Here is a 25,002-nt window from a genome sequence, read left to right as displayed (position 1 = left end):
TTTGAACAAAATTATGAGAGCAGAACATGCAAACACAAAAACCAGCGCTCGAATTACTGATTAATGACGCGCCGTACCGCGACAACCCTACCGCCATTTTCCACCAGTTATGTGGCGCGCGCCCGGCGACCCTGTTGCTGGAATCCGCTGACATTGACAGCAAAAACGATTTAAAAAGCCTGCTGTTGGTTGATAGCGCGTTGCGCATTACCGCTTTAGGTGACACCGTCACTATTCACGCACTTTCCGAGAATGGCGCGTCCCTGCTGCCGCTGCTTGATGCGGCGTTGCCTGCCGGTGTTGAAAATGAACATTCTCCGCAAGGCCGCGTCCTGCGCTTCCCACCAATTAGCTCGCTGCTGGATGAAGATGCGCGCCTGTGTTCCCTGTCCGTATTTGATGCTTTCCGCATCATGCAGGAGCTGGTCACCGTGCCAGAAAACGAGCGCGAGGCCATGTTCTTCGGCGGTTTATTTGCCTACGACCTGGTGGCTGGATTCGAAGAGCTGCCTGCGCTTGAACAAGACAACAACTGCCCTGATTACTGCTTCTATCTGGCAGAAACGCTGCTGGTTATCGACCATCAGAAAAAAAACACCCGCATCCAGGCCAGCTTGTTCACGCCATCCGCCTCAGAAAAGCAGCGCCTGATTCAACGGGCTGCGCAGTTGAGCAAGCAAATGGAGCAGGAACCTGCGCCGCTGCCAGTGCAAAAAGTGGAACGCATGAGCTTTGAGTGCAACCAAAGCGATGAAGAATTTGGCGATGTGGTGCGCAAAATGCAAAAAGCGATTCGCATCGGTGAGATTTTCCAGGTGGTTCCTTCACGCCGTTTCTCACTGCCGTGCCCTTCTCCCCTCGCTGCTTACCAGACGCTCAAGAAGAGCAATCCAAGCCCGTACATGTTCTTTATGCAGGATAACGATTTCACCCTGTTTGGCGCATCGCCGGAAAGCTCGCTGAAATACGATGCCGCTTCACGCCAGATTGAAATCTACCCGATTGCCGGAACACGCCCACGCGGTCGCCGCGCAGACGGTTCGCTTGACCGCGATCTCGATAGCCGTATCGAACTGGAAATGCGCACCGACCATAAAGAGATGTCCGAGCATCTGATGCTGGTTGATTTGGCGCGTAACGACCTGGCAAGAATTTGTACGCCCGGCAGCCGCTATGTTGCCGACTTAACTAAAGTCGACCGCTACTCCTTTGTGATGCACCTGGTTTCCCGCGTTGTCGGTGAACTGCGTAACGATCTCGATGTGCTGCACGCCTATCGCGCCTGTATGAACATGGGCACGTTGAGCGGCGCACCAAAAGTTCGCGCCATGCAGTTGATTGCCAAAGCCGAAGGCGTGCGTCGCGGCAGCTACGGCGGAGCCGTCGGTTACTTCACCGCCCACGGTGATTTAGACACCTGTATCGTGATCCGCTCCGCCTACGTTGAAAACGGCATCGCTACCGTTCAGGCCGGTGCTGGCGTGGTGCTGGACTCCGTCCCGCAATCCGAAGCCGACGAAACCCGCAACAAAGCCCGCGCTGTACTGCGCGCTATCGCCACCGCGCACCACGCACAGGAGATTTTCTGATGGCTGACATTCTGCTGCTCGATAACATTGACTCGTTCACCTACAACCTGGCCGATCAGCTACGTGCGAACGGACACAATGTCGTCATTTATCGTAACCATGTTCCTGCGCAGACATTAATTGAACGCCTGGCAACCATGGACAACCCAGTACTGATGCTCTCTCCAGGCCCTGGCGCGCCTAGTGAAGCGGGCTGTATGCCTGAATTGTTAACGCGTCTGCGCGGCAAATTACCGATTATCGGTATCTGTCTGGGTCACCAGGCGATTGTTGAAGCCTACGGCGGCTATGTGGGCCAGGCGGGCGAAATCCTGCACGGTAAAGCATCGATTATTTCTCATGACGGCGAAGCAATGTTTGCCGGTTTGCCTAATCCGCTGCCAGTGGCGCGTTACCACTCACTGGTCGGGAGCAACATTCCGGCAGGGTTGACCATCAACGCCCATTTCGACGGCATGGTGATGGCGGTTCGCCACGATGCCGACCGCGTGTGTGGTTTCCAGTTCCATCCGGAATCTATTCTGACGACCCACGGTGCGCGTCTACTTGAGCAAACCCTCGACTGGGCGCTGCTAAAATTAAAACAGGCCAACACCCTGCAACCGATTCTCGACAAACTGTATCAGGCGCAAACCCTGAGTCGCGAAGAGAGCCACCAACTGTTTGCCGCAATCGTGCGTGGAGAACTGAAACCGGAGCAACTTGCAGCCGCCCTGGTCAGTATGAAAGTGCGCGGCGAGCATCCGAATGAAATCGCCGGTGCGGCTACCGCACTGCTTGAGGCTGCAGCGCCATTCCCAAGCCCGGATTATCCGTTTGCCGATATCGTTGGGACCGGCGGCGACGGCAGCAACAGCATCAATATTTCTACCGCCAGCGCCTTTGTTGCCGCCGCGGTGGGTCTAAAAGTCGCGAAACACGGTAACCGTAGCGTGTCGAGCAAATCAGGTTCTTCGGATTTACTGGCAGCGTTTGGTATTAATCTGGAAATGAGTGCCGAATCATCCCGCAAAGCGTTGGATGAACTGGGGGTCTGTTTCCTGTTTGCCCCGAAATACCACACCGGTTTCCGCCATGCGATGCCTGTGCGCCAGCAGTTGAAAACCCGCACCCTGTTTAACGTGCTAGGGCCGCTGATTAACCCGGCGCATCCGCAAATGGCGCTGATCGGTGTTTACAGTGCAGAACTGGTGTTACCGATTGCAGAAACGCTGCGCGTCCTGGGGTATAAACGTGCGGCTGTGGTGCATAGCGGCGGAATGGATGAAGTTTCCCTTCATGCCACCACCCAGGTTGCCGAACTGCACGACGGTGAAATTAAAAGCTATCAACTGGAAGCGACCGACTTCGGGTTACCGGCTTATCACCAGGATCAGCTTGCAGGCGGCACGCCGGAAGAAAACCGTGACATTCTCACGCGCCTGTTACAAGGTAAAGGTGAAACCGCTCATGAGTCAGCGGTGGCGGCAAACGTCGCGATGCTCATGCGTTTGCATGGGCAAGAAGATTTGAAAGCGAATGCTCAACATGTGCTGGAAGTGCTGCGTAGCGGCGCGGCCTACGACAGAGTCACAGCCCTGGCAGGAAGAGGATAAGTCATGCAGGAAACCGTATTAAAGAAGATCGTCGATGATAAGGCGATTTGGGTTGAAGCTCGTAAGCAACAGCAGCCCCTGGCTAGTTTCCAGAACAATATTGTCCCGGCAACACGTAACTTTTATCACGCACTGCAAGGCGCTCGCACCGCATTTATTCTCGAGTGCAAAAAGGCTTCACCATCAAAAGGCGTGATTCGTGATGATTTCGACCCGGCACGCATTGCGGGCGTATATAAGCACTACGCTTCCGCCATTTCCGTCCTGACGGACGAAAAATATTTTCAGGGAAGTTTTGATTTCCTGCGCATCGTAAGCGATATCGTCACGCAGCCAGTGTTGTGCAAAGACTTTATTATCGACGCGTATCAGATTCATCTGGCGCGTTTCTATCAGGCGGATGCCTGTTTGCTGATGCTTTCGGTTCTGAATGATGAACAATACCGCCAGCTCGCCGCCGTCGCCCACAGCCTGAATATGGGCGTGCTGACGGAAGTCAGTAATGAGGAAGAGCTGGAGCGTGCCATTGAACTGGGTGCCAAAGTGGTGGGCATTAACAACCGCGACCTGCGTGATTTATCTATCGATTTGAACCGTACGCGTGAACTTGCTCCGCGTCTGGGTCACGGCGTGACGGTTATCAGCGAATCAGGCATCAGCAATTACGGTCAAATTCGTGAGTTGAGCCATTTCGCTAACGGCTTCCTGATAGGTTCTGCCTTGATGGGCGAAGACGATTTAAACGCAGCCGTTCGCCGTGTCACGCTGGGTGAAAATAAAGTGTGCGGCCTGACTCGCCCTGAAGATGCCCGTGCGGCGTTTGAAGCGGGAGCCATTTATGGCGGGCTGATTTTTGTTCCTGCATCACCACGTTTTGTCAGCGATGAAACTGCCGCCTCCGTTATTGCAGGCGCACCGCTGAAATATGCGGGCGTGTTCCGTGATTCTCCGATTAATGACGTGGTAGAGAAAGCCGAGCGTTTCTCACTCAGCGCCGTCCAACTTCATGGCACTGAAAACCAGATTTATATCGATGGGTTACGCGCCAAACTTCCGGCTAACGTGCAAATCTGGAAAGCGTTAAGCGTGAAAGACAGCTTGCCTGCCCGCGATTTAAACCATGTCGACAAATACCTGTTCGACAATGGCCAGGGCGGCAGCGGCCAACGTTTCGATTGGTCACTCCTTGCAGGTCAGAATCTGGAAAACGTGATTCTGGCTGGCGGACTGGGCGCGGACAACTGTGTAGACGCGGCGAAAACGGGCTGCGTAGGTTTAGATTTCAACTCAGGTGTCGAAAGCGCACCGGGTATTAAAGATGCTAACAAGCTGGCAGCCGTCTTCCAGACGCTGCGGGCTTACTAAGGAAAATATCATGACTTTACTTAATCCCTATTTTGGCGAGTTTGGCGGCATGTATGTGCCGCAAATCCTGATGCCTGCGCTGCGTCAGTTAGAAGAAGCATTTGTTGCCGCGCAAAGTGATGCGGAGTTTCAGGCTGAATTTAACGACCTGCTAAAAAATTATGCCGGTCGCCCAACGGCGCTGACCAAATGCCGTAATCTGACCGAAGGGACAAAAACCACGCTCTACTTAAAGCGTGAAGATTTGCTGCACGGCGGTGCGCATAAAACTAACCAGGTACTCGGCCAGGCGCTGCTTGCTAAGAAAATGGGCAAAACCGAAATCATCGCCGAAACCGGCGCCGGTCAGCACGGTGTGGCTTCTGCCCTGGCAAGCGCCCTGCTCGGCCTGAAATGCCGTATTTATATGGGTGCGAAAGACGTTGAGCGCCAGTCGCCAAACGTGTTCCGTATGCGCCTGATGGGTGCAGAAGTGATCCCAGTGCATAGCGGTTCCGCCACGCTGAAAGATGCCTGTAACGAAGCGCTGCGCGACTGGTCTGGCAGCTACGACACCGCGCACTATATGCTCGGCACCGCGGCAGGCCCGCACCCGTTCCCGACTATCGTGCGCGAATTCCAGCGCATGATTGGGGAAGAGACAAAAGCGCAGATCCTCGAAAAAGAAGGCCGTCTGCCAGATGCCGTTATCGCCTGCGTGGGCGGTGGCTCTAATGCCATCGGCATGTTCGCTGATTTCATCAATGAACCTAAAGTAGGCCTGATTGGCGTTGAGCCCGCCGGGCACGGTATCGAAAGCGGTGAACACGGTGCGCCACTCAAACATGGCCGCGTCGGCATCTATTTCGGTATGAAATCACCGATGATGCAAACCGACGAAGGCCAGATTGAAGAGTCCTATTCCATTTCTGCGGGTCTGGACTTCCCGTCTGTAGGGCCGCAGCACGCGCATCTCAACAGCATTGGCCGTGCAGATTACGTCTCTATTACCGATGATGAAGCGCTGGAAGCCTTCAAAACGCTATGCCGCAAAGAAGGGATTATTCCGGCCCTGGAATCTTCTCATGCGTTAGCCCACGCGTTGAAAATGATGAACGAGAATCCTGAGAAAGAACAATTATTAGTGGTGAACCTCTCTGGCCGTGGTGACAAAGACATCTTCACCGTTCACGACATTTTGAAAGCGCGAGGGGAAATTTAATGGAACGTTATCAACACGCATTTGAACAACTTCAGGCTCGTAAGGAAGGCGCTTTTGTTCCTTTCGTCACGTTAGGCGACCCTTCTCCCGAGCAATCGCTGAAGATTATCGACACGCTGATTGAAGCCGGTGCCGACGCGCTGGAGCTGGGAATTCCCTTCTCCGATCCGCTAGCTGACGGCCCAACGATTCAAAACGCCGCCCTGCGTGCTTTTGCGGCGGGCGTAACGCCAACGCAGTGTTTTGAAATGCTGGCAGCAATTCGTCAAAAGCACCCAACTATTCCGATTGGCCTGCTGATGTACGCCAACCTTGTGTTTAGTCGTGGCATTGATGAGTTTTACGCTTTGTGCGCCAAAGTGGGTGTCGATTCGGTCCTGATTGCGGACGTGCCGATTGAAGAATCTGCGCCATTCCGCCAGGCCGCAATGCGCCATAATGTCGCGCCAATTTTCATCTGCCCACCGAACGCCGATGATGCACTGCTGCGCGAAATTGCCACGCATGGCCGAGGCTACACTTACCTGCTTTCACGTGCAGGCGTAACGGGTGCAGAAACGCGCGCGCAATTGCCGCTTCACCATCTGGTGGAAAAACTGACGGAGTTCGGCGCCGCGCCGTCATTGCAAGGCTTTGGTATTTCAGAACCGTCTCAGGTTAAAGATGCGATTTCTGCAGGTGCGGCCGGAGCGATTTCCGGTTCAGCTATCGTGAAGATTATTGAGAAGAATCTTGATAAACCCGATGTGATGTTAAGCGAGCTGAAAGCCTTTGCTCAGGCGATGAAAGCCGCGACACGCGCGGCTTAAAGAGAAATTTGTAGTGATATAATGTCGGGTGGCGCTTTCGCTTACCCGACCTACAAAATCCCGTCTCATTGGGTGGATAAAGGCAGCATCATCCATTTCATGTAAGGCTGGTCGCTCCAGCTTTTTTATCAGAAACGATAACCCGCCGAGAACATAAACACCCAAGGATCGATACGTGTGTTGATATTCTGCTGTTCGCCACCGGCTTTAAACTTCACTTCGGTGTCGATATCCATGTACCAGACGGACATGTTCAGCAGCCAGTTATCGTTGATTATATAATCCAGACCCACCTGACCCGCCGCTCCCCACGAATCCTTCACGCTAAGATCGGTTAATCCCGCATCTTTACCGGTCTGATTAAAATCTGCATCAAAGAATGTGGTGTAGTTGATACCCGCGCCAATGTACGGACGCACTTTACTTTTTGCATCACCAAAGTACCACTGTGCCATCAAAGTGGGTGGCAATTGCCGAACCGTTGCCAGGTCGCCAGTTGCACCTAAGCCCACGCGATGACGGAACGGTGTGGCTGCCAGCAGCTCAATACCGATGTTATCCGTCACCATGTAGTCGAAAGTCAGACCCAGTTGGGTATTGTTGCTGACGCTAAACCCGCCCATGCCCAACACATTGTCAGAACCTTCCGTTGGGCGCACGGTTGCCGTGCCCGCACGCATAAAGAACTCACCTTGTTGATGTGCTAACGCTTCACCTGACAAACAGGTTAATGCGAGTAACGCCACAGACAAATTTTTCATAGCCCTCTCCTTGTTATGGTTTTATAAGCGGGCAGAATATAACCATTAATGGGTATGATTTGATCTGGTCGCGATCACACTTCGCTGGCTAATTTAACATTTAATGATCTGGATTAATTTTTGGGCATTTTAGTTAAAATGGTAATAACACTACCCAGATCAGTTTTTTTTACTGACATTAACTTACTCAGCGCCTGACATCTTGTCGGTGCTAGTCACCGCCATCCAGTGTACAATTGGCCGCTGATTTTTAACCGAGCAATACCAAGGAGAGTGCATGTCTATCACGGCGGGTTCTGTGTACCGTGACACGGGGAATTTTCTACGCAATCAGTTTGTTACTGTTTTACTGATTGCATTGCTTTGTGCCTTTATTTCGGTTGTGATCGGTCACGCCTTTTCACCCAGCGAAGAACAAATGTCTATCCTTAGTGAGGGAGACAATTTATCGAATAGCGTTGGGCTATTTGACCTTGTGCAAAACATGACACCTGAGCAACAGCAAATGCTGCTCAAAGCCTCTGCAGCATCGACGTTTTCAGGTCTGATTGGCAATGCCATCCTCGCGGGTAGCATGTTGGTATTAATCCAGATGGTTTCTGCGGGCCAGCGCGTCAGTGCGCTTCGCGCCATTGGTACCTCTGCGCCAGTTTTGCCTAAAATCTTTATTTTGATGTTCCTGACCACCTTCCTGGTACAGATTGGCATCATGCTGATTGTGATACCGGGCGTGCTGTTAGCGATTCTGCTTTCATTTGCACCGGTTATGGTTGTTCAGGACAGAGCAGGCGTTTTCCAGTCTATGCGTAACAGTATGCGTCTGGCCTGGGGAAATATGCGCCTTGTGGCACCCGCGGTAATTAGCTGGTTGCTGGCAAAAACTGCACTCCTGATGCTTGCCTCTTCATTTGCGGCGCTTTCACCGGCGGTTGGCGCGGTGATTGCAAATACGATTAGCAACCTGATTTCTGCCGTGTTGCTTATCTATTTATTCCGTTTGTATATGCTGGTTCGCCAATAACATTCACTCCTCCTGAGCGATTTGTATCGCTCGGGAGTCATTTTACGGAACAGATTATGAAGCAGTTTCTCGACTTCCTGCCCCTGATTGTTTTCTTCGCATTTTATAAAATGTATGACATCTATGTGGCTTCCGGCGCATTGATCGTCGCGACCGGTTTTGCCCTGATCTACAGTTGGTATAAATTCCGCAAGCTGGAGAAAATGGCACTCATCACTTTCCTGATGGTGGCCGTTTTCGGCGGCCTGACGTTGTTCTTCCACAATGATGAATTTATCAAATGGAAAGTCACCGTGATTTACGGCCTGTTCGCCGCAGCTTTACTGATTAGCCAACTGGTGATGGGTAAACCTTTGATTCAGCGCATGTTAGGTAAAGAGATCTCTCTGCCGCAAAGCGTGTGGTCACGTTTGAACGTGGCGTGGGCGCTGTTCTTCATTATCTGCGGGGCGCTCAATATTTATGTGGCGTTCTGGCTACCACAAAGCGTCTGGGTCAACTTTAAAGTGTTCGGCCTGACGGCGGCAACCCTGGTGTTTACGCTGCTGAGCGGTGTCTACATCTACCGGCACATGCCGCAGGAAGAGAAATGAGTCTGGACAAACCGGCCGGGGAACTGGTACTGCGGACGCTGGCAATGCCGGCTGATACCAACGCCAACGGCGATATTTTTGGTGGCTGGTTGATGGCACAGATGGATATGGGCGGCGCGATTCTCGCCAAAGAAATTGCCCATGGTCGTGTCGTCACGGTGCGTGTCGACGGAATGACGTTCCTCAAACCTGTCGCAGTGGGGGATGTGGTGTGCTGCTACGCAAATTGTGTTAAGCGCGGAAACAGCTCCATCACCATCAATGTTGAAGTGTGGGTGAAGAAAGTCTCTTCCGAACCTATTGGACAGCGTTATAAAGCGACGGAAGCTATTTTCATTTACGTCGCCGTGGATAACGAAGGTAAACCGCGGCCTATCCCACGTTAATTTTGTCAACATAGTGTCGGGTGGCGCTTGCGCTTACCCGACCTATGAAAGGTGGTTGTAGGGCGGATAAGCGCAGCGCCATCCGCCATTTTGAAGTGAATTACTCCCCCGCTAAACCGCGATTTTCAAGCATCGGTTCGCTGTAAGGATCGTGACCTCGCCAGTCATTGTATAACGCTTTAAGCTCCTGGCTGTTTCCGCGCGACAAAATAGCATCCCTGAAACGCTGGCCGTTTTGCGCTGTCAATCCACCCTGCTCTACAAACCACTGGTACCCATCGTCCGCCAGCATTTGCGTCCAGATATAGGCGTAGTAACCCGCGGCGTAGCCACCGCCGAAGATATGGGCAAAATAGCTGCTGCGATAGCGTGGTGGTACCGCAGCAAGGTTGATGCGTTCCCCTTCGAGCGCCTGCGCTTCAAACTGCGCCACATCGTCAATCTCACTCTCCGCAGGCAAGCTATGCCAGTTCATATCCAGAAGGGCTGCGGCAAGCAGTTCCGTCATGTCGTAGCCTTTGTTAAAGCGCGCGGCACGGAATAACTTTTCTTTCAGCGCGTCGGGCATCGGTTCGGCGGTTTGGTAATGGCGAGCGTAGTTTGCAAAGACCTGCGGCTGGCGCGCCCAGTGTTCGTTAATTTGTGACGGAAACTCCACAAAATCACGCGGTGTGTTGGTTCCTGAAAGCGTTGCGTAACGCTGAGTGGCAAACAAGCCGTGCAAAGTATGACCGAACTCGTGGAACAGCGTAACGACATCATCCCATGAAATCAGCGCCGCTTCACCGACTGCCGGTTTGTTGTAATTGCAGACGTTATAGATCACCGGCGCACTATCAAAGAGCGTCGATTGCTCAACAAAGTTGCCCATCCATGCTCCGCCGCCTTTGCTGTCGCGGGCGAAGAAGTCTCCATAAAACAGCGCCATGCCGCGACCGTCTTTATCAAAGATCTCCCACACATGCACATCGTCGTGATAGACCGGAATATCAAAGCGTTCGACAAAATTCAGGCCAAACAACTGGCTGGCTGCCCAAAACACACCGTTGGCTAACACGTTATTGAGTTCAAAATAGGGTTTGATTTGCGCTTCATCGAGGTCGTACTTCGCACGCCTTACCTGCTCGGCATAAAACGCCCAATCCCAGGCTTCGGCTTTAAACCCGCCCTGCTGCGCGTCAATCACATTTTGAATATCGGCCAGCTCGCGTTGCGCACGCGCGGTGGCGGCAGGCACAATGTCACGCATAAATTTCAGGGCAGCCTGCGGCGATTGAGCCATCTGGTCGGCAATTTTCCAGGCCGCATAGTTTTCAAACCCTAACAATTGCGCCTGCTCTGCGCGAAGCAAAGCCAGACGAGCGACAATCGCACGCGTGTCGTGACTGTCATTTTGCTGAGTGCGGTCCCAGCCCGCTTTAAACAGTTTTTCACGCGTCGGGCGATGGCTCAAAGATTGCAGCGCAGGCTGTTGAGTGAAATTGAGCAGCGGAAGTAAATACTTTCCGTCCAGCCCTCTGTTTTTGGCGTGCTGCGCCGCCGCGGCGATTTCAGCAGGCGTTAACCCGTCCAGGTGCAGCACATCATCGACGATCAGAGCTGCGGCCTTATCTGCGGCATGAAGACGGTTATTAAACTGGCTACTTAGCTGCGCGGCTTCTTTATTGAGCACTTTGAGGCGCGCTTTCTTCTCTTCGCTCAACGTTGCTCCAGCGAGGGTAAAACTTTGCCACACCACTTCAACTAAACGCAGCGATTCGGCATCCAGGCCTAATGTATCCCGGCGCTGATAGACGTTATCCAGGCGCGCAAATAGCACAGGGTTAAGGCGCATTTCATCGGCCAGTTCAGCCAGTTCTGCGGCAAATTCTTCATCCAGTTGCTGCAAATAATCATTGGTATGCGCGGCAGTCATCGCGAAAAAAACGTGGGTGACGCGCCCGAGCATATGGCCGGTGTTTTCCAGCGCCAAAAACGTATTCTCGAAGGTCGGTTCAGCCTGGTTATTTGCTATCGCCGCGATCTCTTCGCGTTTAATCTGTTTGGCCTGGTCAAACGCCGGGCGGTAGTGGTTGTCATGAATATCGTCAAAATGAGGGGCCTGATACGGCAATAAACTGACGTGATAGAACGGGTTTTCCGTTTGCATGCTGCACTCCTGCTGACCGCAAAAGATAATTTATAGCTCAACAGACCATCATCTGTACCCTAAATAATTCACGTTGTGGGTAAACGACAAGCGCTGGCCCGAAGGGTAAGCCTCATGGACGAGGCTCATAATCCCCAACAACTTGAAGTATGACGGGTATACACAGAAATAATCTCAGCGGCAATGGCCACGGCAATCTCCGCCGGAAGTTTACCTTTTACATCCGGCAGACCAACCGGGCAACGCAACGTACTGAGTTGTTCAGCCGTGATCCCCTTTCCCGCCAGCCGATATTCAAAGCGCTGGCGTTTGGTATGCGAGCCAATGAGCCCCAGATAGCGATGATCGCCGCGTTTCAGTATCGCTTCGGTGAGTTCGAGATCGCGGGGATGATGATGGGTCATGACAATAAAGTAGCTTTGTGGATTCGCCGCTTTGACGGCATCCAGGGGATCGTCCACCTGCCAGGTTTTGACCCCTTTTGGCGCAGTCAGAAACATGGCGGGTCGCTCATCCACCCAGGTTATGTGACAGGGTAACGTCGAGAGCAGCGCCACTAGCGCTTGCCCTACATGTCCTGCACCAAAGACCATAATCTGCGGTTGCGGCTGAATCAGGGGTTCAAACAATACGGTCGTCATACCGCCGCAACACTGCCCAAGCCTTGCCCCCAGATTGAAATGCTCGGTATGCGGGAGAGATGTTTGCTGATCCAGCATCGCCCGCGCCATCGCAATACACTGGAACTCAAGATGGCCCCCGCCGATGGTAAGAAAAGTCTCTTCACGGCCAACAATCATTTTGGTGCCGCTGTTTCTCGGCACCGAGCCTTTGTCCGCCAGCAGAGTAAGTAGCACGCAGGGTTCACGACGCTCTTGCAACTGCATCAGAATGCGAATCCAGTCATCATTCATGCTGGCATCCCCAGAAAATACGTTCAGGTGTTGCGGGTGCATCAAGCTGTGGATGCGTCCGGTAATTCGTTACGCTTGCCACCGCATCCTGTAACGCGCACCACACGGAAATCCCCAACATAAATGGCGGCTCACCGACCGCTTTGGACCGATAAACGGTGTGCTGTGGGTTCACGTGGTTTTCCAGAAGATTAACGCGAAAATCGACCGGGGCATCGCTGATAGCCGGAATTTTATAGCTCATTGGGCTATCGGTCAGCAGCCGCCCTTTTTCATCCCACACCAGCTCTTCACAGGTCAGCCAGCCCACACCCTGCACAAATCCGCCCTCTATTTGCCCGATATCCAGCGCCGGATTTAGCGAGTTACCGACATCATGCAGAATGTCGGTGCGCAGCAGGCGATACTCGCCGGTAAGCGTGTCGACAATCACTTCGGAACAGGCCGCGCCGTATGAGAAATAATAGAACGGCTGCCCGCGCCCCGCAGCGCGATCGTAATGGATGCCTGGCACTTTGTAGAATCCGGTCGCTGAGAGCGGAACCTGGTTCAGCCACGCCAGGTTAGCGACCTCCGTGAAGCTTAAATGCCGCCCAGGGACTCTCACCACGCCGTTACGAAACTCCACCTGCCCGGGCTCACAATGATGTAGACGGCAGAGCATCTCCACCAGCCGTTCTTTGATGGTTAACGCCGCGATTTCTGCCGCTTTTCCGTTAAGATCTGCACCGGATGACGCCGCCGTCGGCGAAGTATTTGGCACTTTGCCGGTGTTAGTCGCGGTAACCTGAATCTGCTCCAGCGGAATTTGCAGAATCCCGGCGACTACTTGCGCCACTTTGGTGTTCAGCCCCTGTCCCATCTCCGTGCCGCCGTGGTTAAGTTGCACGGTGCCATCGGTGTAAATCAGGATTAACGCTCCGGCCTGATTGAGAAAACTTGAGGTAAAAGAGATGCCAAATTTCACCGGCGTCAGCGCCAGGCCACGTTTCAGCACCGGGCTTTGGCGGTTGAAGTCACTGATTGCGGCACGGCGATTGTGATAGTCGGCACTCGCCTCAAGCTGCCGTGTGATTTCCGGCATCAGGTTGTGTTCTACGGTTTGATGGTAGTGCGTGACATTGCGGTCGGTGTCGTCATAGTAATTGCGCTTGCGCACTTCCAGAGGGTCGAGGCCCAACTCACGAGCTATGTGATCCATTATCTGTTCGATGGCGACCATGCCCTGCGGCCCGCCAAATCCGCGATAAGCCGTATTCGATGCCAGATGGGTGCGGCAGCGGTAGCCGGTCACCCGCGCGTCGCCGAGGTAATAGGCATTATCGGCATGAAACATGGCGCGATCGCAGATCGATCCTGATAGATCCAGTGAATAACCGCAGTTAGCCGCCAGATCGATAACCACGCCGTTCAACATTCCCTCGTCGGTAAAACCCACGTCATAGCGCACAAAAAAAGGATGGCGTTTACCGGTAATACGCATATCGTCGCGGCGCGAGAGACGCATTTTTGCCGCCCGCCCCGTTAATGCGGCAACCAGCGCAGCATGGCAGGCGATCCCCGCCGCCTGCGTCTCTTTGCCGCCAAAACCGCCTCCCATCCGGCGCATATCGACGGTGACTTTATTCATCGTCACACCCAGCACCGAGGCCACCAGCTTTTGCACTTCGGTAGGATGTTGCGTCGATGACCATACAGAAACGCAGCCATCTTCCCCTAGCTGCGCAACGGCAATCTGCCCTTCGAGATAGAAATGCTCCTGACCGCCAATGTGAAATTGGCCTTGAATGCGATGCGCGGCTGTTGCTAGCGCCGAGTCAGCATCGCCGCGCTGGTGAATATGCGGTTCCTGGACGTAAAGTTCACGCCGTAAGGCTTCTTCGACGTCCAGCACCGGCTCAAGGATTTCATATTCGATGACGGCCTTGAGCGCTGCCGCACGTGCGGCCTCAGGCGTTTGCGCCGCTATCGTGAGCACAACCTGGCCGTGGTACTCCACGCAATCGCGAGCAAAGAGCGGGTCGCCTGGCGCCAGCGGGCCAATATCCAACTCGCCCGGCACATCCTGCCAGCTAAAAACACGCACTACGCCAGGCACGGTGTAACACGCGGAGGTGTCGATTTTCGTGATTCGCGCATGGGCATGTTGGCTTAGCACCGGGCAGAGATGTAACATTCCCGGCAGCGTCAGCTTATCGTCAATATATTCCGCTTTGCCGCTGACGTGTTTATCCGCGCTTTCATGCTTACGACTCTGGCCCGCGCTGCCGTTCATCTCCCGGAAAAATTGCTCGATCAATGCTTGTTCAGACAGGCGCACTGGATTAGTTGACATGGGTTTGGCCCTCCAGCGAATAGGTTTGCACTTCAAGCTCATTAAGCTGTTCGATTTGCTGGAGATAGAAACGTTTGAGGAGATTCTGCGCCACCGCCAGGCGATAGCGACCGGAGCCGCGAAAATCACTTAGCGGCTGAAAATCCTTCGCCAGCGCCTGACAGGCACGCTCCAGTATTTGGGAATCAAATAGCGAACCGAGAAGCGCCTGTTCAGTCTCTTTTGCCCGGGAAGGAATTGCCGCCATGCCCCCGAAGGCCAGCCGCGCTGTTGTCACAACCCCTCCGTCAATGTGCAGATTAAACGCGCCAAACACCGTGGAAATATCATCGTCACGGCGTTTTGAAATTTTCCAGGCGGTGAAAGTTGGGGAAATAGCGTCGCGTTCGATAATAACAGCGCTGATAAACTCGCCTGGCTGCAACGCAGTTTTACGGTAGCTCAGGAAGAATTGCTCAAGGGGCAGAATGCGCACGGCGTCGCCACAGCGCAGCTCGAGATTGGCATCCAACGCCAGTAACATCGGGGCGCAATCACCGATGGGCGAAGCGTTAGCGAGGTTTCCCCCAAGCGTTCCGTGGTGACGAATTTGCGGGGAAGCAAAGCGTTCAAGGGCTTGTGAAAATGCGGGGATAGGCGTTTGCAAAGCCGCCCGGCAAGCCTCTAATGTCGCCATCGCACCAATACGAATCTGCTTTTCAGTGACGTTAATCATTTTGAGTTCGCTCACCTGATTAAGGCCGATTATCAGCGGCAGAGTCTGGTATTGCTGGGTAATGGTTAATGCCAGGTCCGTGCCGCCTGCCAGCAAGCGAGCCTGCGGATGCTGCTGGTAGAGAGCCGCTAATTGCGCAATATTTTTTGGCAACAGGCAACGATTGGTCTGTGTTAACTCTGCCAGCTCCGAGTGTTGCAGCAACTTTAAACGCGCTACGGTTTGCGGTTCACTTTGAGTAAAGGTGTCGGGAGCAGCGCCGCTATTTTGCTGCATGGCCTCGATAATCGGCCGATAGCCAGTACAACGGCAGAGGTTTCCTGAAAGACCCATTTCAATCTCATGGCGCTGTGCGGCCCTGTTCGTTTTTTGCAGCGCAAAGCCTGACATCACAAAACCTGGTGTGCAAAATCCGCACTGTGAAGCGTGGCAATCCGCCATCGTCTGCTGAATCGGATGCAGTTTGTCGTCGTCTGCCAAATCCTCGACTGTCAGCAGTTGTTTGCCGTCGAGCTGGCTGATTAGCGTGATGCAACTGTTGGCCGTGTCGTAACGTAATTTATCGCCGTCTAGCTGGGCGATTACCACCGTGCAGGCACCACAATCGCCCGATGCGCAGCCTTCTTTGCTCCCGCAGCGTTGTTCACTCCCGCGCAGCCAGTTCAGCAAGGTGGTATTCGGGTCCACATCTTCGAGCGTTCTCAGTGTTTGATTGAGCAAAAATTGAATCATGCCGCGACCTCCAGCGTGCCGCGTTGCCACACGCATTTGCCGTTAACCCAGGTGTGCCAGATGTTGCGGTCGTCGCCGAGCGTCATCAGCACGAACAATTTTTCGAAGATATCCCGGCTATTGGTGTAACGCAGTTTTTGAAGCGGCGTTACCGCCAGATCCAGCACCACGAAATCCGCCTCTTTGCCTGGCAAGAAATTGCCAATTTTGTCGTCCAGGTCCAGAGCGTGCGCCCCGCCCAACGTGGCGTGATAAAACGCTTCGCTTGCGCACAGACGGTACCCTTGCAACTGCGCAACTTTGTACGCTTCCGCCAGGGTTTGCAGCATATTAAATGTGGTTCCAGCTCCAACGTCCGTGCCAATTCCCATTCGGATCCCCCGCTCATGACATTGCTTCAGATTAAACAGGCCGCTGCCGAGAAACAGGTTTGAGGTCGGGCAAAATGCTATGGATGATTCGGTGCGTTGCAGGCAGTCCCACTCGCACTCTTGCAGGTGAATGGCGTGCGCAAACACGCTGCGTTTACCCGTCAGGTGATAGTCATCATAGACGCCAAGATAACTTTCAGACTCCGGCCACAGGCTTTTTACCCAGGCGACTTCCTCGCTGTTTTCACTCAGATGGGTATGCAGCCAGGTATCGGGGAACTCTTCGCGCAGGGTTTGCACCGCCGCCAGTAATTTCGGCGAAGATGTTGGGGCAAAGCGTGGTGTGAGCGCATAGTTAAGGCGGCCTTTTTTGTGCCAGCGTTGAATTAACTCCCGGGTTTGCTGATAACTTTGTTCCGGCGTTTCGACAAGGTAATCCGGCGCATTGCGGTCCATCATGACTTTTCCGGCGATCAGGCGCATCGAGAGGTGTTCCGCAGCGCTGAATAGCGCATCTACCGACTGGGGATGCACGGTGCCGAAAACCAACGCGGTTGTCGTGCCATTACTCAGCAACTGGCTAAGGAAAAATGCCGACATTTTGGCGGCGTGCGAGCTGTCCTGATACTGGCTTTCCACCGGAAAAGTGTAGGTCTGGAGCCACTCCAGCAGTTGCTCGCCGTAGGCGCCAATCATCTCGGTTTGCGGGTAATGCAGATGGGTATCGACAAAACCGGGAATAATCAGTTTGCCGCGATAGTCGACATAATCACTTTCAGCGCGTAAATGTTTGCGCCCTTCTTCCCACGGCAACAACGCAACAATCGTCCCATTATTGAGAAATAGCAGCGCATCCTCATGATGACGGGCATTCGCCAGCAACTCATCCGGGCTCGTTCCGATGCGGGTGATATCAAAAAACTGGCCACGTAGCGCCTGCGTGTAATTAACTGTCATCGCCGTACCTGTAAGTGGTTTGTGAAGAATGAGTTAACTATTGCAATGTTGATGCCATGTTGAGATTTGAATTTAATCAGTTTTATAACAGTAGCTTAGATGGCATTTCGCATTGTTGCGCAACAAATGCGCAACTTATTCGCAAGCAAACGGTTGCCCGGTATCGCAATCGGTTGCTTTTGGGCTTACAGCAGGGGAATGTTAAAAAGAGAAAAATCGGCTGCACCAACAGGTCGCATAATTGTGTTTTTGCTGCACCAGTGATGCGCAACGACTGCCATACTAAAGTTCAATTATCACTAACAGCCTTAGCATGCTAAGGTATTACGACACAAAAAGCGTTGAGGAACAGTGAGATGATTATTCTGGTAACCGGCGCCACTGCCGGATTTGGTGAGAGCATTACCCGTCGTTTCGTACAGCAGGGCCATAAAGTGATTGCCACGGGCCGCCGTCAGGAACGTCTACAAGAACTGAAAGATGAGCTGGGTGAAAGCATCATTACGCTGCAACTCGATGTGCGTAACCGCGCGGCTATCGAACAAGCGATGGAACAGCTACCTACCGAATGGCGCAATATTGATGTGCTGGTGAACAATGCAGGCCTCGCGCTGGGCATGGAACCGGCTCATAAAGCTGACCCGGATGACTGGGAAACGATGATCGATACCAACAATAAAGGCCTGGTCTATATGACTCGCGCCGTATTGCCAGGTATGGTTGAGCGCAATCGCGGCCACATCATCAATATCGGCTCTACCGCAGGTAGCTGGCCTTATGCCGGTGGCAACGTGTATGGCGCAACCAAAGCGTTCGTGCGCCAGTTCAGCCTGAATCTGCGTACCGATCTGCATAAAACTGCGATTCGCGTGACGGATATTGAACCTGGTCTGGTTAGCGGGACTGAGTTTTCCAATGTGCGTTTCAAAGGCGATGATGATAAAGCCGGTAAAACCTATGAAAACGCCAATGCGCTGACGGCAGAAGATGTGACTGAAGCCGTGTGGTGGGTGGCAACCTTACCTAAACACGTCAACATCAACACCCTTGAAATGATGCCGGTTAGCCAGACGTTTGCGGGTCTTAGCGTTCACCGCGAAGGTTAACCGCTTTGCCCATACCCGAAAGGCTTTCAGGTATGGGCGACGATGCCAATAAATGTTAAATTTGCACCGTTCTTTCACGATAAGAAAAATTTAATGCTACCGTCAATTTTGCTCAATCCCACACAGCCCGTTAACCAACAAATCTACCGTATCTTGCGTAGAGATATTGTTCGCTGCCTGATTCCGCCGGGTACTCCGCTTTCTGAAAAAGAAGTGTCGATGCGGTTTGAGGTATCACGCCAGCCGGTACGCGAAGCCTTTATTAAACTGGCGGAAACGGGGCTGGTGCAGATTCGTCCGCAGCGCGGTACTTACGTTAATAAGATTTCTGTCAGCCAGGTGAAAAATGGCTGTTTTGTTCGCGAAGCGATTGAACGTGCCGTGGCGAAACGCGCAGCAAGTATGGCGACAGATGAACATTTTTATATGCTGGAGCAATTGCTGAATCAGCAGCGTACGGCGATTGACCGCAACCAACTGGATGATTTTTTCCAGTTAGACGACGAGTTTCACCAACAGCTAGCGCTGGTTGCCGATTGCCGCCTGGCGTGGGATACCGTAGAGAATATTAAAGCGACGATGGATCGGGTGCGGTATATGAGCCTTGATCATGTTTCCCCGCCTGAGATGTTGCTTTCCCAGCATTACGATATTTTTGAAGCGTTAAAACGCCATGATGAAGACGGTGTTGACCAGGCGATGTATCGCCATTTGCATGAAATTAGCCAGTCAATATTATTGATTCGCAAAGAGAAGAGCGACTGGTTTAGCGAAGAGTAAATTTGAAATACTGCGCGTGGCGACCTGCATTCGTAGGTCGGATAAGCGCAGCGTCATCCGACATTTTCATCTGTAACAACAGCGTAAACGGTGGATGTCGCTCACGCTAATCCACCCTACGAAACCACAAATTTAGAACCTGGCGACTGTCGCTTTCGCGCCGTTTTCACGTAACATCAGGTAAGATTCAATCACCTGATTAACGAATTTCGCATTCGCAGGCAGGTCTTCACCAAAGATGGTTTTCAGCGCAAGCAAGGCTTTAACGCGACTTTCCCCTTCTTTGCTCCCGGCAACGGCTTGCTGAATAGCTGGCAGTAGCGGATCGCTCACTTCAATTGCCGCGCCCTGCTCATCCACACCGCCGACATAACGCATCCAGCCCGCCACACCGAGCGCCAGCAGATCAAACTTGCTGCCGTTTGCCAGATGCCAACGGATGGAATCTAACCAACGCTGTGGCAATTTCTGGCTACCGTCCATCGCGATTTGCCAGGTCCGGTGACGCAGCGCTGGGTTGGTGTAACGCGCAATCAGTGAATCAGCATACTTCGCCAGGTCAACGCCCTGCACTTTTAAGGTTGGCGCTTGTTCTTGCAGCATTAAGGCGTGGGCAGTACGACGATAGTTTTCATCCTGCATACACTCAGAAATATGCTGATAACCGGCCAGGTAGCCAAGATAGGCGAGGAATGAGTGGCTGCCGTTCAACATGCGCAGCTTCATCTCTTCATAAGGCAGGACATCTTTAACCAGTTCGGCACCGGCTTTCTCCCACTCCGGGCGGCCAGCAACGAAATTATCTTCAATCACCCACTGGCGGAACGGTTCGCAAGCCACGGCGGCAGGGTCAGCAACGCCTGTTGCCTGGGCAACTTGCTCCAGCGTTTCAGCCGTGACTGCCGGAACAATACGGTCAACCATGGTAGATGGGAAAGTGACGTGGGTTTCAATCCATGCTGCCAACTCAGGGTTTATCGCCTGCGCGTAAGCGGTAATAACGTTGCGGGTAACGTGGCCGTTTTCCGGCATGTTGTCGCAGGACATAACGCTAAAAGCAGGAAGCCCAGCGGCTTTGCGGCGAGCCAGCGCTTCTACAATCACGCCTGGTGCGGATTTTGGCTGCTGCGGATTTGCGAGATCGTGTGCAACTAACGGGTGATCCAACAAAATGGTGCCGGTGGCTGGCGTATGGCAATAGCCCTTTTCTGTCACGGTTAAAGAAACAATTGCAACTTCTGGCTGAGTCATAGCGGTAAACACCGCTTCCAGGCCATCAACCTGCGCATGAATAGCGTTTTTCACCACGCCTACGACGCGGCAATGCCAGGCGTCGGCAGACATTTCTGCCACGCTATAGAGGTTGTCTTGCTGTTTCAAATCAGCAATTTGCTGCTCACCGCCAATCAAATTGACTTCACAGTACCCCCAGTCGCTACCGTGTTCGTTGGCCAGAATGTCGGCGTAAACCGCCTGATGGGCGCGATGGAATGCACCAAAACCAAGATGAACGATGCGGGATACCAGTTTGCTACGGTCATATTTTGGGAGAATAGCTTTTGCAGATAAGAGCTTGTTTTCCATTTTAAAACTCGCTGTGTAGTAACATGGGGACCGCTACAGACTACCTGCTATGGTAGTCTGCATATTGATTTGCATTAAACTTTAGCGCTTTTGGTATGACACAAGAAAAAAGATGTATGACAACTCACATTTTCATCATGCCGCTTTTCAGCGAGAACTTGCCATGAGAGGTGTTTCTGTTTTCGGCTGTTTGATAACAAAGAAAACAAGAATCGCACCGAGTGCCGCCACGCCCCCCGCCAGCACGAATGCGCTATCGAATTTACCCGTGTTTTGCACGATATAACCCGTAACGATTGGGCCGATGATGCCGGAAATGCTGCCAATTAGATGAATGAATCCGCTGACACTCCCGATGCGTGTTTTGGTGACTACATCCTGAATGATCGCCCAATAGATTGAACCGGTGACATAAAGGAAGAAAATAGAAACAGACATCAGTAGCACTGCAGGAATAACCTGGCTGACAGAGCCGGCGAGCGCGACACAAATGGCTGCAGCTAATAAACAAACCACTAAAACGATTTTTCGGGATAATAATAATTTGCCCGTCATGCGAAGTATGGCATCTGAAATTACACCGCCTAACGCCAACCCGACAAAACCTACAATCCATGGAATAACGGTAGTAATACTCATCTCTTTAATATTCAGCCCGTGCGCCTGGACCAAATAAGAGGGAAACCAGCTCAGGAAGAAAAACAATATGTAGTTGTAACAAAAGAAGGCAAAGGCGGTGACCAAAATAATCGGCTGCTTCAGATAGTAACCAAGATTATGCCCTGCACTATCGTTATCCAACTCATTAGCTTCACCGTTATTTTGAGCTTTAAGAGCGGCAATCAACTCACGTTCTTGCGCACTAACCCGGCGACTTTTCTCGGGATTATCAGCAACGATAAAGAACCACACCAGCATCCAGACAATACCGATACCGCAGATAATCATAAAAGCAGGACGCCAGCCAAATGCCAGCGCCAGGTAACCGACAATCGGGCCTGCCACCGCACCGCCCAATGGCGAACCCGCGCTCAGTAAGCCAACGGCCGTTGCAGCCTGCTTTCGAGGAAACCAGCCATTAATCATCTTATTGGCTGAAGAACAGATGGGGCCTTCTGCCATACCAAACAGCACACGTAAAATTAGCATCGACCAGAATCCGGTGGCCAGTGCCGTCATACCACAGAAGATGGACCACATTCCTACCGCACATCCCAGGACAATCATCGGCCCAAATTTATCAACGGCCAACCCGCCGATAAAATTAAATAATGCATATCCAAAGAAGAAGCTGCCGAATATCATGCCGAACTCTTCGGCATTAATGGAAAGATCCTTTTCAATCATGGGTAAGGTTATCGATAAAGCCACTCTATCGAGATAGTTAATCATGTAAACCAGGAATAAGAGAAACACAATTACCCAACGTAAATTCTTAGCCATAAAAACTCCGTCATTTATAATAAGTGTTGTGTGGGTACATCTATAGCCAGGGGCTATTTAATAACGCATCAGAACTTCAACAATACTTTGCAGCACTGTTTCTGGTCTTTCTCAAATAGCTCCATGGCCTCGATCACTTGGATATAAGGATATTGGTGGGTAATCAACTTCTCCGGTTGGATTTTGCGTTCAGCCATCCAGCTAATTACCAGCGGGAAGCGATTACTGTTTAAACGCGAACTGTAAATAGTGAGTTCTTTGCTGGTTATTGCCTGTTGGCTTAAAACGCACGGTTCGGAAGAAAATCCCATAATGCCAATTCGTGCCGCCGGTGAAGCCAGACCAATAGCTTCCGGCAGAATCGAAGGATGGCAGGCAGCATCAATAATTAGCGTTGGGCGGATAGCGAGTTTTTCCAGCTCGGTTTTCAAATCAAGGTTTGTGTTATTAATTACGCGGTCTGCACCGTTGGCTTTTGCCATCTCCAGCCGTTCATCGATTCGGTCGACCACAATGATCTCTTTTACGCCGTATACACCGCGCAAAGCCTGAATCGACGTTAGCCCCATCGGCCCTGCGCCGTAGACAAGTGCGGTATCAAGCGGGCCCGGTTTCATCTGAGCGCAAATGTTTGCCGCAATGGTAAACGGCTCCACCATAGTGGCTTCGTTATCCGGAATTGAGTCCGGGACAACATGCGCATTTTTAGCCGGTAAGGTGACATATTCGCTAAAACCACCGTCGCGGTGTACGCCGATGACCTGAAGTTCTGCACAAACGTTTGGCCGCCCGACTAAGCACGGGTAACAGTGCCCGCAGCTCACAACCGGATCCCCCACCACGCGCTCACCAATGCGCGATGTTTCAACGTCTTCCCCCACCGCATCAATATGCCCAAAAAACTCATGCCCAATAACGCGCGGATAGCGTGCAAACGGATTGTGACCGCGATAGATATGCACGTCAGAGCCGCAAATTCCGGCGCTGGCAACGCGAATACGCACTTCGCCCTTCTGCGGATGTGGAACAGGGCGCTCTTCAATCACCAGTTTTTCTGGTTGCTGCACGGTTATGCTTTTCATGTTTATCTCCGGTTACCAGTTCCACAAAGTGCCATCTTCTAAGCGAGCTACCGGCAAATAAGCAGGTTCGTAGGGATATTTCGCGGCCAGTTTTTCATCGAATTCGATGCCAAGCCCTGGCTTATCGCCCGGGTGCATATAACCGTTATCGAACGTCCAGTTATGCGGGAAGACTTCCAGCATTTGTTCGGAATAGCCCATATATTCCTGCACACCAAAGTTCGGCACCCATAAGTCAAAGTGCAGCGCGGCGGCCATGCAGACGGGCGAAAGATCGGACGGGCCATGTGAACCGGTGCGAACCTGATAAAGCGAGGCAAAATCAGCAATACGACGCATCCCGGTAATGCCGCCCGCATGGGTAATGGTGGTGCGGATGTAATCGATAAGCTGCTCTTCGATAAGCTGTTTGCAGTCCCAGATGCTGTTAAACACTTCACCGACGGCGATTGGCGTGACTGTATGCTGGCGAATCAGACGGAAACATTCCTGGTTTTCGGCGGGCGTAGGATCTTCCATCCAGAACAGGCGATATTGCTCGATGCTTTTGCCAAAGCGCGCGGCTTCGATTGGCGTCAGGCGGTGGTGCATGTCGTGTAACAGATGTTCGTCAAAACCAAATTTGTTACGCACGGCCTCAAACAATTTCGGAGTGAAATCGAGGTATTTTTCCGTCGACCATAACTGCTCTTCTGGCCAGTCGCCTTTGGTTGCCGGTTCGTAAGCCAGCCCCTTGCCTTTTGCCATACCGTAGGTGGTTTTCATTCCCGGCACGCCGCATTGCACACGAATAGCTTTGAAGCCCATCTCTTTATGGCGCGCGTAATCTTCCAGCACGTCATCGATGGAATGACCGGTGGTGTGACAATAAACCATCACCCCTTCACGGGATGCTCCGCCCAACAACTGGTATAGCGGCATGTTGGCAGCTTTCGCTTTGATGTCCCACAGCGCCATGTCGACGGCTGAAATCGCTGACATAGTTACAGGCCCACGACGCCAGTAAGCGCCTTTATAGAAAAACTGCCAGATATCTTCGATGCGGTGTGCATCGCGGCCGATGAGCTGCGGGCAAACATGATCTTCTAAATACGATGCAACCGGTAATTCACGTCCATTTAAGGTGGCATCACCCAGGCCGGTTAAACCCTCGTCGGTGGTGATTTTCAGCGTGACAAAGTTACGCCCGGGGCAAGTCACAAATACTTCTGCTTTGATAATTTTCATTAAGGTTTCCTTACAACACATCAGATCATTCGTCTTCAATGAGGAAGAAGTTAGCCCTGGCACAACTACCATACAAGTATGTGAATTGAATTTTATCGGGCTGAGTCACAATTATTTTGTGGCTCTTGCAGAACGTTGCATCATGATCGGGAAGGAAGAGAGATGACTTGGGAGGGGAAAAGAAACTCATCAGGCCCCAGCCAACCGGCAACAATAATCCGCATGCCACAAAAGACAGCCGATAATTTAAGCCAGCGCCATTACAAAAAAGAGTAAGGTTGTTTTGT

General features: G+C 52.3%; 20 protein-coding genes and 1 other annotated feature (1 of these 21 running past the window's edge). Of the genes, 10 read left to right on the top strand and 10 right to left on the bottom strand.

Features of this window, described 5'->3' with window-relative positions; genetic code table 11:
* Positions 1–3 (top strand) — a sequence feature (Trp leader region) (it extends 94 nt beyond the left edge of the window).
* A 23-nt stretch (positions 4–26) separates the two neighbouring features.
* From AB1E22_RS19565 to trpA, 5 genes are read left to right on the top strand one after another with little or no spacing between them, the layout of a single operon-like run.
* Positions 27–1,589: an anthranilate synthase component 1 gene (locus AB1E22_RS19565; RefSeq protein WP_367596884.1), complete on the top strand. Its 1,563-nt coding sequence runs from the start codon at positions 27–29 to the stop codon at positions 1,587–1,589.
* Positions 1,589–3,184: a bifunctional anthranilate synthase glutamate amidotransferase component TrpG/anthranilate phosphoribosyltransferase TrpD gene (gene trpD / locus AB1E22_RS19560; protein WP_367596883.1), complete on the top strand. Its 1,596-nt coding sequence runs from the start codon at positions 1,589–1,591 to the stop codon at positions 3,182–3,184. The genes AB1E22_RS19565 and trpD overlap by 1 nt, the downstream gene beginning before the upstream one ends.
* A gap of 3 nt (positions 3,185–3,187) precedes the next feature.
* Positions 3,188–4,549, top strand: a complete 1,362-nt coding sequence (trpCF, locus tag AB1E22_RS19555; RefSeq protein WP_367596882.1) for a bifunctional indole-3-glycerol-phosphate synthase TrpC/phosphoribosylanthranilate isomerase TrpF — start codon at positions 3,188–3,190, stop codon at positions 4,547–4,549.
* A 7-nt stretch (positions 4,550–4,556) separates the two neighbouring features.
* Complete coding sequence (gene trpB / locus AB1E22_RS19550; RefSeq protein ID WP_367597413.1) at positions 4,557–5,750, top strand: tryptophan synthase subunit beta; 1,194 nt, start codon at positions 4,557–4,559, stop codon at positions 5,748–5,750.
* Positions 5,750–6,559 carry a tryptophan synthase subunit alpha gene (gene trpA / locus AB1E22_RS19545; RefSeq protein WP_367596881.1) on the top strand — a complete coding sequence of 270 codons (810 nt, stop codon included), beginning with the start codon at positions 5,750–5,752 and terminating at the stop codon, positions 6,557–6,559. Before trpB ends, trpA begins: the two co-directional genes overlap by 1 nt.
* A gap of 128 nt (positions 6,560–6,687) precedes the next feature.
* On the opposite strand, the gene ompW is transcribed toward trpA, so the two are convergent.
* Positions 6,688–7,320, bottom strand: coding sequence for an outer membrane protein OmpW (gene ompW / locus AB1E22_RS19540; protein WP_367596880.1), 633 nt, complete (start codon positions 7,318–7,320; stop codon positions 6,688–6,690).
* A 277-nt stretch (positions 7,321–7,597) separates the two neighbouring features.
* On the opposite strand from ompW, the gene AB1E22_RS19535 reads away from it, so the two are divergent.
* Genes AB1E22_RS19535 through yciA form a run of 3 tightly spaced genes read left to right on the top strand, consistent with a single transcriptional unit; the run spans position 7,598 to position 9,320 of the window.
* The gene (locus AB1E22_RS19535) at positions 7,598–8,341 is read left to right on the top strand and encodes a YciC family protein (protein WP_367596879.1); all 744 of its coding nucleotides are present in this window, start codon (positions 7,598–7,600) and stop codon (positions 8,339–8,341) included.
* A gap of 56 nt (positions 8,342–8,397) precedes the next feature.
* On the top strand, positions 8,398–8,934 hold the full coding sequence (locus AB1E22_RS19530; RefSeq protein ID WP_367596878.1) for a septation protein A: 537 nt from the start codon (positions 8,398–8,400) through the stop codon (positions 8,932–8,934).
* On the top strand, positions 8,931–9,320 hold the full coding sequence (gene yciA, locus AB1E22_RS19525) for an acyl-CoA thioester hydrolase YciA (RefSeq protein ID WP_367596877.1): 390 nt from the start codon (positions 8,931–8,933) through the stop codon (positions 9,318–9,320). Before AB1E22_RS19530 ends, yciA begins: the two co-directional genes overlap by 4 nt.
* Positions 9,321–9,420: 100 nt before the next feature.
* On the opposite strand, the gene dcp is transcribed toward yciA, so the two are convergent.
* The 5 genes from dcp to guaD form a co-directional block, all read right to left on the bottom strand.
* Positions 9,421–11,469: a peptidyl-dipeptidase Dcp gene (gene dcp, locus AB1E22_RS19520; RefSeq protein ID WP_367596876.1), complete on the bottom strand. Its 2,049-nt coding sequence runs from the start codon at positions 11,467–11,469 to the stop codon at positions 9,421–9,423.
* Positions 11,470–11,594: 125 nt separating this feature from the next.
* The gene (gene xdhC, locus AB1E22_RS19515) at positions 11,595–12,383 is read right to left on the bottom strand and encodes a xanthine dehydrogenase accessory protein XdhC (protein ID WP_367596875.1); all 789 of its coding nucleotides are present in this window, start codon (positions 12,381–12,383) and stop codon (positions 11,595–11,597) included.
* The gene (gene xdhB, locus AB1E22_RS19510; protein ID WP_367596874.1) at positions 12,376–14,718 is read right to left on the bottom strand and encodes a xanthine dehydrogenase molybdopterin binding subunit; all 2,343 of its coding nucleotides are present in this window, start codon (positions 14,716–14,718) and stop codon (positions 12,376–12,378) included. Before xdhB ends, xdhC begins: the two co-directional genes overlap by 8 nt.
* The gene (gene xdhA / locus AB1E22_RS19505) at positions 14,708–16,165 is read right to left on the bottom strand and encodes a xanthine dehydrogenase small subunit (protein ID WP_367596873.1); all 1,458 of its coding nucleotides are present in this window, start codon (positions 16,163–16,165) and stop codon (positions 14,708–14,710) included. Before xdhA ends, xdhB begins: the two co-directional genes overlap by 11 nt.
* Positions 16,162–17,493 (bottom strand): guanine deaminase, encoded by a 1,332-nt coding sequence (gene guaD / locus AB1E22_RS19500; RefSeq protein WP_367596872.1) that lies wholly within the window; start codon positions 17,491–17,493, stop codon positions 16,162–16,164. The genes xdhA and guaD overlap by 4 nt, the downstream gene beginning before the upstream one ends.
* A gap of 356 nt (positions 17,494–17,849) precedes the next feature.
* Here guaD and ydfG point away from each other — a divergent pair, with 356 nt between their 5' ends.
* Positions 17,850–18,599: a bifunctional NADP-dependent 3-hydroxy acid dehydrogenase/3-hydroxypropionate dehydrogenase YdfG gene (ydfG, locus tag AB1E22_RS19495; RefSeq protein ID WP_367596871.1), complete on the top strand. Its 750-nt coding sequence runs from the start codon at positions 17,850–17,852 to the stop codon at positions 18,597–18,599.
* Between the two features lie 93 nt (positions 18,600–18,692).
* Positions 18,693–19,379, top strand: a complete 687-nt coding sequence (locus tag AB1E22_RS19490) for a GntR family transcriptional regulator (protein WP_367596870.1) — start codon at positions 18,693–18,695, stop codon at positions 19,377–19,379.
* A 132-nt stretch (positions 19,380–19,511) separates the two neighbouring features.
* Here AB1E22_RS19490 and AB1E22_RS19485 read toward each other — a convergent pair whose 3' ends face one another.
* The 4 genes from AB1E22_RS19485 to rspA all read right to left on the bottom strand — a co-directional run bounded on the left by AB1E22_RS19485 (position 19,512) and on the right by rspA (position 24,715).
* Complete coding sequence (locus tag AB1E22_RS19485; RefSeq protein ID WP_367596869.1) at positions 19,512–20,963, bottom strand: mannitol dehydrogenase family protein; 1,452 nt, start codon at positions 20,961–20,963, stop codon at positions 19,512–19,514.
* A gap of 147 nt (positions 20,964–21,110) precedes the next feature.
* Positions 21,111–22,406 (bottom strand): MFS transporter, encoded by a 1,296-nt coding sequence (locus AB1E22_RS19480; protein WP_367596868.1) that lies wholly within the window; start codon positions 22,404–22,406, stop codon positions 21,111–21,113.
* Between the two features lie 68 nt (positions 22,407–22,474).
* On the bottom strand, positions 22,475–23,488 hold the full coding sequence (locus AB1E22_RS19475) for a Zn-dependent oxidoreductase (RefSeq protein ID WP_367596867.1): 1,014 nt from the start codon (positions 23,486–23,488) through the stop codon (positions 22,475–22,477).
* A 12-nt stretch (positions 23,489–23,500) separates the two neighbouring features.
* Positions 23,501–24,715 carry a starvation-sensing protein RspA gene (rspA, locus tag AB1E22_RS19470; protein WP_367596866.1) on the bottom strand — a complete coding sequence of 405 codons (1,215 nt, stop codon included), beginning with the start codon at positions 24,713–24,715 and terminating at the stop codon, positions 23,501–23,503.
* Positions 24,716–25,002 lie beyond the last annotated feature (287 nt).

Source organism: Buttiauxella gaviniae (assembly GCF_040786275.1).
GTDB lineage: Bacteria > Pseudomonadota > Gammaproteobacteria > Enterobacterales > Enterobacteriaceae > Buttiauxella > Buttiauxella gaviniae_A.
Note: the sequence above shows the minus strand (reverse complement) of the source record. Positions and strands in the feature narration are given on the sequence as shown.